At 62.9% G+C, this 13,033-nt stretch carries 11 protein-coding genes; 2 read left to right on the top strand and 9 right to left on the bottom strand.

Going from position 1 to position 13,033, the window contains the following annotated elements; genetic code table 11:
• Positions 1-153: 153 nt before the first annotated feature.
• The 9 genes from BTW08_RS11640 to BTW08_RS11600 form a co-directional block, all read right to left on the bottom strand.
• Positions 154-516 (bottom strand): hypothetical protein, encoded by a 363-nt coding sequence (locus BTW08_RS11640; protein WP_075562691.1) that lies wholly within the window; start codon positions 514-516, stop codon positions 154-156.
• A 423-nt stretch (positions 517-939) separates the two neighbouring features.
• The gene (locus BTW08_RS11635) at positions 940-1,491 is read right to left on the bottom strand and encodes a hypothetical protein (protein WP_075562690.1); all 552 of its coding nucleotides are present in this window, start codon (positions 1,489-1,491) and stop codon (positions 940-942) included.
• 132 nt (positions 1,492-1,623) lie between these two features.
• The gene (locus BTW08_RS11630; protein ID WP_246837716.1) at positions 1,624-2,331 is read right to left on the bottom strand and encodes a phosphatase PAP2 family protein; all 708 of its coding nucleotides are present in this window, start codon (positions 2,329-2,331) and stop codon (positions 1,624-1,626) included.
• Between the two features lie 230 nt (positions 2,332-2,561).
• On the bottom strand, positions 2,562-5,408 hold the full coding sequence (locus BTW08_RS11625) for a valine--tRNA ligase (protein WP_075562689.1): 2,847 nt from the start codon (positions 5,406-5,408) through the stop codon (positions 2,562-2,564).
• A 151-nt stretch (positions 5,409-5,559) separates the two neighbouring features.
• Positions 5,560-5,985, bottom strand: coding sequence for a DNA polymerase III subunit chi (locus BTW08_RS11620; RefSeq protein WP_075562688.1), 426 nt, complete (start codon positions 5,983-5,985; stop codon positions 5,560-5,562).
• Positions 5,986-6,349: 364 nt separating this feature from the next.
• Entirely contained in the window at positions 6,350-7,090 is a 741-nt protein-coding gene (locus tag BTW08_RS11615; RefSeq protein ID WP_075562687.1) for an SDR family oxidoreductase, read from the bottom strand.
• 53 nt (positions 7,091-7,143) lie between these two features.
• Entirely contained in the window at positions 7,144-7,542 is a 399-nt protein-coding gene (locus BTW08_RS11610; protein ID WP_075562686.1) for a VOC family protein, read from the bottom strand.
• 101 nt (positions 7,543-7,643) lie between these two features.
• Positions 7,644-8,744, bottom strand: a complete 1,101-nt coding sequence (locus BTW08_RS11605) for a branched-chain amino acid aminotransferase (protein WP_075562685.1) — start codon at positions 8,742-8,744, stop codon at positions 7,644-7,646.
• A 166-nt stretch (positions 8,745-8,910) separates the two neighbouring features.
• Entirely contained in the window at positions 8,911-10,428 is a 1,518-nt protein-coding gene (locus BTW08_RS11600; protein WP_075562684.1) for a leucyl aminopeptidase, read from the bottom strand.
• A 335-nt stretch (positions 10,429-10,763) separates the two neighbouring features.
• Between BTW08_RS11600 and lptF the strand changes: the two genes are divergently transcribed.
• Together lptF and lptG are read left to right on the top strand one after the other, a co-directional pair.
• On the top strand, positions 10,764-11,843 hold the full coding sequence (gene lptF, locus BTW08_RS11595; protein WP_075562683.1) for an LPS export ABC transporter permease LptF: 1,080 nt from the start codon (positions 10,764-10,766) through the stop codon (positions 11,841-11,843).
• Positions 11,843-12,907, top strand: a complete 1,065-nt coding sequence (lptG, locus tag BTW08_RS11590; RefSeq protein ID WP_075562682.1) for an LPS export ABC transporter permease LptG — start codon at positions 11,843-11,845, stop codon at positions 12,905-12,907. Before lptF ends, lptG begins: the two co-directional genes overlap by 1 nt.
• The last annotated feature ends 126 nt before the right edge of the window (positions 12,908-13,033 follow it).

Genomic DNA, 13,033 nt, shown 5'->3' with positions numbered 1-13,033 from the left:
ATCAAACTCATGGCGGTAAGTGACCGGTTTTGCACCGGTCGGGTGTCATTGGAAAACTTTCGCGCCAACGATCGAGCACGGGACAAACGGATAAAAGCCGAGGTGATCAGCCTCGGCTTCGGGAGTTTTCGACCGCTTTCAAACAGTCGACTTTCAGGCGGGGTTGTTGCTGTAGAGCCGTTTGACAACAGCCATTTGCGCAGCACTCTGTCCCTCCGCTATCAAGCTCTGCTGATCCCTGCCCAGCGCTTTCATGGTGGTCATGCCGGTGCGGTGCTGTTCGGCGCGAAGTGCATTGGCACTGGCTTCACTGTGACCCGCGCCAATATCCAGGCGCCAGGCGCCGAACTGGTTGGCCGTCATCATGGCCGGCTGCAAATTCAGCGGTTGGTGCAGTCTCTGCATGGCTTCCTGCTGGGCGATACTATCGTTGGCCTGCGCCAGTACCGGCATGATGCCGGCGAGGGCCACGGCGGCAGCGATCTGGGCCAGGCGGGGCATTATCTTGGTTTTCATCATCGACTCCTGTCATGGAAATAGCTACGACCTACGGTGTCGGTCGCTGTCGACATAGGGAGAAACCCTGTCACTGTCGGCTGCAGGTAAGACGAATGACCGTGAGAATTATTCCACTGTTGATCGGGTCCGAGCGCGTAAACGGTGTGGTCACTGCCGCGTGTGCCTCGGACGGAGCAATCATGGCACCCAATACGACCATGCAATCCTCGGGATGCCCAAGGCCGCATGCATCTTGGCCAAACGGCGCAGTGCGGTTTCAAATTCATCGCGAGGGGGAGTCTGGTGTTCAAACGCAGAGGGATTCGAGCTGCCAGCGTTTCATCTGCCTCGGTAGGGCGAACCTGACGCGTCGTAGGTGGTGCAGTAGCCGCACGCCACTTCGCTCTCCAATTCAAGCCCGAGCGATATTCGCCAGCTGGGTTAGGTTTGCTGGTTCAGGAAATCAGCAAGCCACGAAACTCTACGCTGGAGCTCGTCGTCTGCCGAAGCCTGGTCATCCTCGCTGGTGCCTGCGAGATAGAGATCCATGATCCAGCCCGAGCGTTGCTCGGTGGTCAGGTGAGCGCGTTGGATCTCGAGCATGGGTGCGAAAGCCTGCTGGCTCATGAATTCATCGTCAAGCATCGCGCTGAGCAGGTTGCCGGCGAGTCGGTAGCAGTGGCTCTGGCCGGCGAAGAGGCTTCTGTCCTGGAAGAAGAATCCCAACGCGCACACGCTTGAATGACCGCCTTCGTCATCGCGCCAGGTCATCATCCTGGCAGTTTCGAAAGTGTTGCCAGGCTGATTGATTCGAGCGAGCGCGTCACGGATGCGGGGGAACTCGCGGACTTCCGGTATCGCGTCGATCTGCTTTGGATCATCCACGAGTCGTTGATACGGGTACGCTTCTCCGTTCTCACTGTCTTCCGCGCTGTACGGAATGTTGACGCTGCCGTCATCCAGGCTGAGGCGCAGTTCGACTCGGTTATCCATGTTTTCTCCAGACGTTGAGACCGCGCTAGATTATCGGAAGTCCAGAAGCAATGTCACTGGACAGTGCTACGGCTTGGGCGTGAGCGTCCTCTTCGTCAGCGAAGCGGAATCGGCGGCTTCGTGTGTTCGTGTTCAATTTGCCCGAGGCAGACGCGCCAGCCAGCGCTGAACGAGGGCCGTCATGCCGCCCGCCACCGGCGTGCAGAGGACCCACGGCAGGGCGAGCAGGGCAATGCTCAGGGCGCCCATATAGACGTCGCTGAACCAGTGTGCGCCGACCATGATGCGGGGAGCGCTTAATAGCAGCACGAAGGCGATGCTCCATCCCGCCGTGCGCCGATCGGCGAAGCGCAGCATGAAGCCGGCGAAGATCATCAGCATCAAACCGTGATCGCCGGGAAAACTGTTCGATGCCGAGTCCTTGGTTGGAATCGAGACGATGTCGGTCAGATGGGCCGCGTGTGCGAAGAATCGGGTCGGACTGGGGTGGCCGTAGGTAATCGCCTTGTTGGTCACCACAGCGATCACCCCGGCTGTCAGCAGCATGGTCACGCCGATGCCGAGCCAGCGCCGCCATCGATCAGGCCGCGGGTCTCGGCGCATGGCGATGGTGAACAACACGCCCATGACGCCGAACGAGGCGGCGTCGAAGAAACGCGTATTGAGCAGCGCCAGCAGATCGTCCCATAGACCGTTTTCCGGCGTGATCCAGTGATTGAAGGTCCAGAATATCCGATCGTCCAGATCGGTCCAGGGCAACCCATGGGGTAGCGCCCAACTCAGCAACAGGACCAGCCCGGTCAGATTGAGCCCCAGCACGCGTTTCCACTGCATGTTCATGAGTCATGTCTCCCGCAAGAGGATTCGTCTGCGAGGATTATAATTTAAGATAAACATAAGGAACAGTGTTCTAAAACTCATCGCCTGCCTTGTCGCCAGCCGTTCCGATGAGTCCGTCCGGCTTGACTGTTTTCCAACCTGGCTCGAAACGAAAAAGCCCCCGACGAATTGTCGAGGGCTCGAGGTGCGGCAGCAGCGACAGTGTCAGCCGTCGTGTTGAGCGAGTTGCTTTATAGAGCGGCGATCTTGTTGCGCTGTTCGACCAGTACCTGGCGCGTCGCGAGATACTCCTTGAGCTTGCCGCGTTCCTTCTCGACCACCGCTTCCGGCGCCTTGGCGGTAAAGCTTTCGTTGCCGAGCTTCTTCTCGATACCGACGATCAGCTTGTCCTGCTTGTCGATCTCCTTGGCGAGGCGCGCAAGCTCGGCGTCCTTGTCGATCAGGTCGGCCATCGGCACCAGCACTTCCATATCGCCGACCAGTTGCGTCGCCGAGAGCGGTGCCTGCTCGGGATCGTCGAGCCAGGTCACGCTCTCGAGCTTGGCCAGTTTGGAGAGGAACAGGCGGTTGGCCTCGAGACGCTCGCGGTCGCCGGTGGCGCCCTTGGTCAGCAGGGCGTCCAGCGGCTTGCCGGGGGCGATATTCATTTCGGCGCGGATGTTACGCACTGCGACGATCACGCCCTTGAGCCAATCGATGTCACGAATCGACTGCTCGTCGATCCGTGAGGCATCCGCTTCCGGCCACGGCTGCGTCATCAGGCTGTCGCCATCCTTCGACCGGGTGCCGGCCAGCGGGGCGACGCGCTGCCAGATTTCTTCACTGATGAACGGCATCATCGGATGGGCTAGGCGGAGAATCACTTCGAGCACGCGGACCAGCGTGCGACGAGTGCCGCGCTTGGCCTCGACGGAGGCGTTCTCGTCCCACAGCACCGGCTTGGAAAGCTCCAGATACCAGTCGCAGTACTCGTTCCAGACGAAGTCGTAGAGCGCCTGAGAGGCGTGATCGAAACGGTACTCTTCCAGCGCCTTGGTGACCTGGGCTTCGGTCTGCTGCAGGCGAGAGATGATCCAGCGATCGGCCAATGACAGCTCGACGCTCTCGCCGGCGAGGCCAACATCCTGGTCTTCGGCGTTCATCAGCACGTAGCGCGAGGCGTTCCACAGCTTGTTGCAGAAGTTGCGATAGCCGTCGAGTCGGCCCATGTCGAACTTGACGTCGCGTCCGGTGGTGGCCAGCGACAGGAAGGTGTAGCGCAGCGCATCGGTACCGTGGGACTCGATGCCGTCCGGGAACTCGCTACGGGTCGCTTTCTCGATCGCGCGGGCCTTCTGCGGCTGCATCATGTTGCCGGTCCGTTTGGCGACCAGCGTTTCCAGGTCGATGCCGTCGATCAGGTCGATGGGATCGAGCACGTTGCCCTTGGACTTGGACATCTTCTGACCCTGGGCGTCGCGCACCAGGCCGTGGACGTAGACGGTCTTGAACGGCACCTCGCCGGTGAAGTGGCCGGTGAGCATGATCATCCGTGCGACCCAGAAGAAGATGATGTCGAACCCCGTGACCAGCACGCTGGTCGAGTGGAAGGTCTCGAGCTCAGGCGTCTTTTCCGGCCAGCCCAGGGTGCCGAAGGTCCACAGGCCCGAGCTGAACCAGGTGTCGAGCACGTCGTCGTCCTGGGTCAGCGTCACGTCGGCCGCGATCCCGTGTTTGTCGCGGGCTTCCTGTTCGGTGCGGGCGACGTAGACCTTGCCCTCGGCGTCGTACCAGGCCGGAATGCGATGCCCCCACCAAAGCTGGCGCGAGATGCACCAATCCTGCAGATCGCGCATCCAGGCGAAGTACATGTTCTCGTAGTTCTTGGGCACGAACTCGATGTCGCCGTTTTCGACGGCCTCGATCGCCGGCTTGGCCAGCTTCTCGACGGCGACGAACCATTGGTCGGTCAGCAGCGGCTCGATCACGTCGCCGGAGCGGTCGCCGTAGGGCAGGGTGTTGGTGACCGTCTCGATCTGCTCGAGCAGACCGGCAGCGTCCATGTCGGCGACGATTCGCTCACGCGCAACGTATCGATCCAGCCCGGCGTAGGCCGCCGGCAGGGTGGCGTCGACATCGGGCAGCGGGCGGCCCTGCAGGTCGAACACCTCGGCACGCTCGAGGACGGCGGCATCCTGCGAGAACACGTTGATCAGGGCGTGATCGTGACGCTTGCCGACTTCATAGTCGTTGAAGTCGTGGGCCGGGGTGATCTTGACGCAGCCCGAGCCTTTTTCCATATCGGCATGGTCGTCGGCGATGATCGGAATCCGACGGCCGACCAGCGGCAGCTCGATGAACTTGCCGATCAGCGAGGCGTAGCGCGGATCTTCCGGATTGACCGCCACGCCGGTATCGCCGAGCAGCGTTTCCGGGCGCGTGGTGGCAACGATCAGGTAGTCCTTGCCATCCGCCGTCCTGGCGCCATCGGCCAGCGGGTAGCGGAAGTGCCAGAACTGGCCCTGCTGCTCGCGGTTCTCGACTTCGAGATCGGAAATCGCGGTATGCAGCGTCGGGTCCCAGTTGACCAGGCGCTTGCCGCGATAGATCAGGCCCTCGTCATGCAGGCGCACGAAGACTTCCTGCACCGCCTTGTAGAATCCGTCGTCCATGGTAAAGCGCTCGCGGCTCCAGTCGACACTGGCACCCATGCGCCGCAGCTGGCGAGTAATGTGCCCGCCGGACTCTTCCTTCCACTCCCAGATCTTGTCGGTGAACGCCTCGCGACCCAGATCGTGACGGGTCTGGCCGGTCTCCGCTGCCAGCTTGCGCTCGACCAGCATCTGGGTGGCGATGCCGGCGTGATCCGTCCCGACCTGCCACAGCGTGTTGTTGCCGCGCATGCGCTTCCAGCGCACCAGCGTGTCCATGATCGTGTCCTGGAAGGCGTGGCCCATGTGCAGGCTGCCGGTCACGTTGGGCGGCGGGATCATGATCGAGAACGGCTCGCCTTCGCCGCTCGGGGCGAAACGGTTGTCGGCTTCCCAGCGTTCGTACCAGCGGGTTTCGATCTGATCGGGTTGGTAGGTCTTGTCCATGGCGGCTATCGGGCTCGAATCGGTGACGACGACACGCGGCACGGCGAAATGCCGCGTAGCGAAAAATGGCGGGGATTATACCTTGTCGATGGCCGCGGAGTCAGGCCGGTATGTCTGCGCCGAGCGGCGAACCGTCCGGTTATTGCGCTGATCAGAGCTTATGCGCCTCGACGCGATATCCCCGATCCTTGTAGGTCTTCCAGCAGGCGCGCTTGGTGCGCAGCACGTCCTGATGCTGGTTGATGATCTCGGCCACCCGTTCCAGCCGGGAGAACCACTCGGGGATCTCGTCGTTCAGGTTGAGCATCGCCTGCACGCCGGGCTCGGGCACGGCTTCCCAGCCGATCGTCACCGGCGGCGCCGGGTCCATGGCGTCACCCGCCACCCGGTGGGGGACGTAACTATCTTCCCGGAACGTCCACAGCAGCTCGTCCAGCTCTCGCGCCATCGATTCATCCTGGGTATGGATATGCAGCTGATAGCCCTTGCGATAGATCGTCTCCGCCAGACGGCAGGCGAAATTGAGCCGGGCTTCCAGCGTGGTATCGGGCAGGATGTAGAAATCGACTTTGGTCATGACATTCCGTTGATGACGAGCTACGAGCTACGAGCTACGAGCTACGAGCTACGAGCTACGAGCTACGAGCCAGGGTTGCGAGTTAGCAATGTTACCTGATCCGGCTTTTGATGGCCTAAGCCTCGAGGCCCGAGCGATTGTGCGAGCTAGCCTCAGGCAAAGCGAATCCAGCCAAGCGAGCGCAGTTGAGGATTCTCCAATGCGCATCGCGAAGCTGGATTCAGCATCTCGTCACTGAGTCGGCGCCGAGCGAGATGAGTGGCTAGGCGCACGGCGCGTAAGGAACGAGACATAACAGGGGGTTAGGCGAGGCCCGCGCGCGCCGTGCAACAACGCCAATCGCTCGCGCAGGCCCCGACCTCTCTTAAACGCCGCCGTCGATGTCGACCAGCGCTCCCGTCGTGAATCCGGCCTCGGCCAGCCACAGAATGCCGTTGGCGATCTCTTCGGGTTCGCCGATGCGACCCATCGGAATCACCGAGCCGGCCACGTCAGGCTTGTCCGGGTTGCCGCCGCTGGCGTGAATGGTGGTGCGGATAACGCCGGGGCGAATGGTGTTGACGCGGATGCCTTCGCCGGCGACTTCCTTCGACAGCCCCTCGGTCATGGTATCGATGGCGCCCTTGGAGGCGGCGTAATCGACGTATTCACCCGGGCCGCCGAGGTGGGAGGCCGCCGAGCCGATATTGACGATGGCGCCGCCCTTGCCGCCGTGCTTGGTCGACATGCGCTTGATCGCCTCGCGCGCACAGATGAACGGGCCGACGACGTTGATCTTCATCATGCGGTCGACGCGCTCGAAGCTCATCTCGTCGACGCGGCTGATCTGGTCGACGATGCCGGCATTGTTGACCAGCACATCGACGCTTCCCAGCTCGCGGTCGACGGTCTCGAACATGGCGACGATCGCCGCTTCGTCGACGATGTCGGCCTGGATTGCGAGCGCGCGGCCGCCGTCGGCTTCGATCTCGGCGACCACCTTGTCGGCAGAGGCCTTGTCACTGCGATAGTTGACCGCCACGGCGTAGCCTTTCTGGGCGGCCATGATGGCCGTTGCTGCGCCGATACCGCGTCCGGCACCGGTAATGATCATCACGGGTTTCATCTGGCTCTCCTCTGGAGATGGGGTTTGATCGTCGGCCGTGAGCAAGGCCCGACTCAGTCGGCGCGCTCCATGCGGTAAACGGCGCAAAGCTTGTGGCCGTCGAGGTCGCGCACGTAGGCGAGAAACATGTCGCCCATAGCAGTGTGGCGAACGCCCGGCGCGTCCTCGACAGAGGTGCCACCTTGGGCGACGGCGGTATCGTGAAAACGCTCGGCCTGCTCGGCCGAGGAGCAGCGGAAGGCGAAGGTGCTGCCGTTGCCCACCGTGGCGGGCTGGCCGTCGATCGGTTCGGTGACGCCAAAGGCATTGCCGTCCTGACGGTAGAAGACTCGCTGAATCCCCTTGCGTTCGCCAAGCTGGCCTTCAGCGATATCCAGCGTGCCCAGAACGGCGTCGTAGAAGCGCTTGGCGCGGGCGATATCGTTGGTTCCGATCATGACGTGGCTGAACATGCGTCTCTCCTTGGTGAAGCGAAGGCTACAAGCACAATGACCGCCCAGGAGGCGGTCATTGTCGCTCGAGCCGGCGCTCGGGCATCCAGTGTAGGTCGGAATCAGGCCAGTCGCATCAGCCAGCCGCGAGTGTCTTCGCTGCGGCCGTACTGGATATCCAGCAGGCGCTTGCGCAGCTTGGCGCTGACCGCTTCGCCTTCGATCGGGGGCGTCACGATGCGATCGTTCTCGGTCACCAGCTGGCCGATCTGGGTGATGACGGCCGCGGTGCCGCAGGCGAAGACCTCGACAATTTCGCCGCTGGCCACGCCATCGCGCCATTCATCGATGCTGATCGGTCGCTCTTCCGGAGTGAGGCCGGCATCCCGGGCCAGTTCCAGAATGGAGTCGCGGGTGACACCTTCCAGAATGGTCCCGGTCAGCGCTGGCGTGACCAGGCGACCGTCACGGTAGACGAAGAACAGGTTCATGCCGCCCAGCTCTTCGATCCACTTGTTTTCCGCCGCATCGAGAAACGCGACCTGATCGCAGCCATGGCTTTCGGCCTCGGCCTGGGCCAGCAGCGACGCGGCATAGTTGCCGCCACACTTGGCGAACCCAGTGCCACCGGGCGCAGCGCGGTTGTAGTGCTGGGAGAGCCAGATCGAGACCGGCTTGCCGCCGCCCTTGAAGTAGGCCGCCGCCGGCGAGGCGATCAGATAGTAGTCGACCTCGGCCGCCGGCTTGACGCCCAGCGACTTGCCGTTGCCGATCATGAACGGGCGCAGGTAGAGGCTGCACTCTTCGGCTTCGTTCTGCGGCGTCGGCACCCAGTCGGCGTCTTGCGCGACCAGGGTCTTGAGCGAACCCAGGAAGGTTTCGTCATCGAGTTCCGGCAGGGCCAGACGACGCGCGGAGGCGCGGAAGCGGGCTGCGTTCTTCTCGGGACGGAAGGTCCAGACCGAGCCGTCGGCGTGACGGTAGGCCTTGATGCCTTCGAAGATCTCCTGACCGTAATGCAGCACCGGCGATGCCGGGTCGATCAGCAGCGGCCCGTAGGGGCGAATCTCGCCGCGCTGCCAGCCACCGGTCTTGGTCCAGCGCACGTGTACCATGTGATCGGTGAAGTAGCGGCCGAAGCCCGGGTTGGCAAGAATCTCGTTGCGCAGAGTGGCATCGAGCGGATTGGAGGAAAGGCGGGCTTCGAAACCTGAAGTGGACACTGCGACTTCTCCTGAAAGTCCATGATGCCTGACGACTCGTGGAGCGCCAGGCGGTCGGTGACTTCGGTTGGGAGCCGCCCGTCGCAGCGACGGGCAGCGGATTATTTAAATTAGCATGCAAAGCGTTGGCTGCGAAGAGGGCAGCGGCGCTCTTGCTGATGGACCATCAGGTCTCCTGCGTGACCACCAGCTCGCTTTCGCGGTCCAGCAGATAACGCGTCAGCAGACCCACCGGGCGGCCGCTGGCGCCTTTCTGCTTGCCGCTGTCCCAGCCGGTGCCGGCGATATCGAGATGCGCCCACGGGTACTTGTCGGCGAAGCGTGACAGAAAGCACGCGGCGGTGATGGCACCCGCCGGGCGTCCGCCGATATTGGCGAGGTCAGCGAAGTTGGAATCCAGCTGCTGCTGATAGTCGTCCCACAGCGGCATGTGCCAGGCGCGATCCCAGGACGCTTCGCCGGCTTCGAGCAGATCCAGCGCCAGATCGTCATCGTTGGAGAACAGCCCGCTGGCGTGATCGCCCAGCGCGATCATGCAGGCGCCGGTCAGGGTGGCGATATCGACGACGCTGGCCGGGTCGAAACGCTCGGCGTAGGTCAGCGCGTCGCACAGCACCAGACGACCTTCGGCATCGGTATTGAGGATCTCGACCGTCAGCCCCTTGAGCGTGGTGACGATGTCGCCGGGCTTGATCGCGCGGCCATCCGGCATGTTCTCGGCGCTGGCGACGATCGCCACCACGTTGAGCTTCGGTTTCAGGGCGATGAGACTCTTCATGGTGCCGAACACGCTGGCGGCGCCGCACATGTCGAATTTCATCTCGTCCATGCCGGCGCCCGCCTTGAGCGAGATCCCGCCGGTGTCGAAGGTGATGCCCTTGCCGACCAGAACGTGAGGCGACTCTTCGGTATCGTCGGCGCCCTGATACTTCATCACGATCAGCTTGGACGGCTCGGCGCTACCACGACCCACGGCCAGCAGCGAGTGCGCGCCCAGCGATTCCAGTTCGGCCTCGTCGAGAATCTCGACTTCCAGCGAGCCGGCGGATTTCGCGGCCAGGGTCTCGGCCTGATTGGCGAGATAGGTCGGCGTGCAGATATTGCCGGGCAGGTTGCCCAACGTGCGGGCGAGATTGACGCCGTCACCCAGGGCGGCGCCGATGCGGGCGCCGGCCTTGGCGTTGTCCGCCTGATTGGCATCGCCCACCAGCAGTTCGATCCTGTCGAGCTGGGGCGCCGCCGGTGAGGTCGACTTGCACTGGGTAAAGCGATAGACCGCGCGGGTTGCCGACTCCAGCGTCATCTGCGCTTTCCAGGCGGTATCGCGATCCTCGACCTCGGCATCGTCGAAGGCCACGGCAGCGCTGTCGACCGGCAGCTTGGCCAGTGCGGTAAAGGCGGCGTCGAGCGATTTGCGCAGAGCGCCTTCATTGAACGTTTCGCGCTTGCCGAGACCGACCAGCAACAGCCGCTCGGCGGCGAGACCCGGCGCGAACGGAATCAGCTGAACATTGGCCAGCTCCGGGGTGAAATCGCCGCGTTCGACGAGTTGCGCGATCAAGCGTTCGCTGGCGTCATCCAGCTTGGCGGCGGCGGACAGCAGGTCGCCATCCTGAAACAGCGGTACGACTAGACAGGCTGTCTCGACCTTGGCCGGGTTGACGGTCAGTACGGAAAATTCCATGTCGTCTCCAATGAACGATTGAGCGGACAAGCCTGTCGGTAACAAGACAAGCGAGTGATGATTCAGGATAATGGCGCCGAAATAGATTCGCGCGGCAATGACGATGGGCGCCTGAGTCGATATCGAGTTTGCGCTCGAAGGCCCGAGCTCGCTGCCGCCAACGAAAGGCCATCGATTCGGCCAGTTTACGCAAAGCTGAAGCGCGTTGCACAAGCCGCTTCGACAGCGGGAATCCTTGGACGCAACGACGAAGCGGTTTCGGTCGCCCGGGGGCGGCCGTCGAAGCAGACCGCGGCAGGAAGCCAATCAGCTGTGGATGTTGCCAGGAGTTGAGATTGATCGTATTCCGCTATTTGACCCGCGAGATACTGCTGACGATGTCGGCGGTGGCCGGCGTGCTGCTGCTGGTGATCATGGGCAGCCGTTTCATCCGCTACTTCACCGATGCGGCCCAGGGCGAACTGCCGCTCAGTGCGCTGGGCACGCTGATGCTGTTCCACATGCCCAGCTTTCTCGAGCTGGTGCTGCCGCTGTCGTTCTTTCTGGCGATCCTGCTGGCCTACGGTCAGCTCTATCTCAACAGCGAGATTACGGTGCTGGTCGCCTGCGGTATCAGCCCCAACCGGCTCTTAAAGGTCACGTTGCTGCCGGCCGCTTTCATCGCCGTGCTGGTCGGGCTTTGCAGCCTGTGGCTGACGCCGACCGGGGCGGCTCACAATGAACGCCTGATCGACGAGCAGAAGAGCCGGCTGGATTTTTCGCTGCTCTCGCCCGGACGTTTTCAGGATTTTGGCAACGACCGCACCGCCTACACGCGGTCGCTCAGCGCTGACGGCTCCCGCATGGAGGGCGTGTTCATCAGCGAGCACCAGGGCGGCGGTGATGGCTCGCCGAAGCAGGTCGTGACCCGCGCCGAGAGCGGCTATCAAACCACCGATCCCGAGACCGGCAGCCGCTATCTGGTACTCGGAAACGGCGAGCGTTACAGCATCGATCCCGGCAGCCCGGTGGCCGAGAAACTGGAATTCGGCAGCTACGGCGTGCGCCTGGCCACCGACGAGACGACCGAAACCGACCAGGACAGCGAGCTGATGACCACGCCCGCGCTGATCGCCGACGGTGACGACGAGGCCATGGCGCAACTGCAGTGGCGCCTCTCGATGCCGTTGATGATCCCCATTCTGACGCTGCTGGCGCTGCCGCTGTCGCGAGTCAACCCGCGCCAGGGCCGCTTCGCCAAGCTGTTGCCGGCGATCTTTCTGCATGTCAGTTATCTCAGCCTGCTGCTGGCGGCGCAGGATGCGATCGGGCGGGGTAGCCTGCCGGCGACCATCGGCATGTGGCCCATTCACGCGGTCTATCTGGTGCTCGGTCTGTTGCTGCTGCGCCGCGACCAGAAGCGGGGAGGCCGCTGATGCTGATCGATCGTCTCGACCGTTACATCGCCCGCAGCGTGCTGGGGGCAATGCTCGTCGTCCAGGTCATGGTGCTGGGGCTGGATCTGGTGATCTCCTACATCAACGATCTGGGCGATGTCTCCGGCGATTACACCGCGCTGGACGTGCTGATCTACCTGATCATGCGGCTGCCCTGGAGGTTCTACGAATACGCGCCGGTGGCGGTTCTGATCGGCGCGCTGGTGGGGCTGGGGTCGATGGCGTCCAGCAACGAGCTGACGGTGATGCGCGCCGCCGGGCGCTCGCTGGGGCGGATTCTGCTGGGCGTGCTCAAACCGCTGGTGCTGGTGATTCTGGTCACCATGGCGATCGGGGAGTTCGTCGGCCCGGCCACCGAGCAGCAGGCCGAGGCATGGCGGCTGGAGCAGTCCGAAGGCTCGGAAGCGGTGCTATCGCATCGCGGCGGCTGGCAGCGCGAGGGCGACGACTTCTATCGCTTTGGCACGATTCGCGCCGACGACACGCTGATCAACGTCACCTGGTATCACTTCGACGGTCAGACGTTGATCGACGCCACCCAGGCGGCGCGCGCGGTGTGGGACGGCGACAGCTGGACGCTGGAAGATGTGGAGGTCACCCATTTCGAGGATGGCGGCACACGTGCCGAAACGCTGGCGACCGAGAGCTGGGACACCGCACTGACCCCGGCGCAGCTCAACCGACTGCTGCGGCCGCTGGATAGCCAGCCGATGACCAGCCTGTGGCGCTATGCCGACTACCTGCAGTCGCAGGGGCAGGAAGCGACCCAGCCGCTGCTCTATTTCTGGCAGAAGAGCCTGCTGCCGGTCACGCTCGCCGGGCTGGTGCTGCTGGCCGCCTCGTTCGTGTTCGGCCCGCTGCGCACGGTGGCGGCCGGGACCCGTATCTTCTACGGCGTGATCGTCGGGCTGACCTTCAAGTATCTGCAGGATCTGCTGGCACCGGCATCCGTGCTGTTCGGCTTCTCGCCCTCGCTGGCGGTGGTGGTGCCGACCGCTGCCTGTTATCTGTTGGGCATCTGGTTGTTGCGCCGCACCGGCTAAAAACCTGTCTACGATCTGCTGCGCGTCGGCCAAACATTGTTGAAAACACTTTCGGAATGCTCATTTAACCCCATGTAAACTCCGCTTCCTCAAGCGTTGTCGCCTCGTTTGGCTTTAGCTCGCCAG

It is taken from the genome of Salinicola sp. MH3R3-1, from assembly GCF_001937155.1.
In the GTDB taxonomy this organism is placed as follows: domain Bacteria; phylum Pseudomonadota; class Gammaproteobacteria; order Pseudomonadales; family Halomonadaceae; genus Salinicola; species Salinicola halophyticus.
This window is presented reverse-complemented; position numbering and strand designations above follow the sequence as displayed.

What these genes read in the sequence shown, in the direction of transcription:
- BTW08_RS11600 (WP_075562684.1), bottom strand. Translation starts at nt 10,428, where the DNA reads ATGGAATTTTCCGTACTGACCGTCAACCCGGCCAAGGTCGAGACAGCC.
- BTW08_RS11640 (WP_075562691.1), bottom strand. Translation starts at nt 516, where the DNA reads ATGAAAACCAAGATAATGCCCCGCCTGGCCCAGATCGCTGCCGCCGTG.
- BTW08_RS11610 (WP_075562686.1), bottom strand. Translation starts at nt 7,542, where the DNA reads ATGTTCAGCCACGTCATGATCGGAACCAACGATATCGCCCGCGCCAAG.
- BTW08_RS11635 (WP_075562690.1), bottom strand. Translation starts at nt 1,491, where the DNA reads ATGGATAACCGAGTCGAACTGCGCCTCAGCCTGGATGACGGCAGCGTC.
- BTW08_RS11625 (WP_075562689.1), bottom strand. Translation starts at nt 5,408, where the DNA reads ATGGACAAGACCTACCAACCCGATCAGATCGAAACCCGCTGGTACGAA.
- BTW08_RS11620 (WP_075562688.1), bottom strand. Translation starts at nt 5,985, where the DNA reads ATGACCAAAGTCGATTTCTACATCCTGCCCGATACCACGCTGGAAGCC.
- BTW08_RS11615 (WP_075562687.1), bottom strand. Translation starts at nt 7,090, where the DNA reads ATGAAACCCGTGATGATCATTACCGGTGCCGGACGCGGTATCGGCGCA.
- lptG (WP_075562682.1), top strand. Translation starts at nt 11,843, where the DNA reads ATGCTGATCGATCGTCTCGACCGTTACATCGCCCGCAGCGTGCTGGGG.
- BTW08_RS11630 (WP_246837716.1), bottom strand. Translation starts at nt 2,331, where the DNA reads ATGAACATGCAGTGGAAACGCGTGCTGGGGCTCAATCTGACCGGGCTG.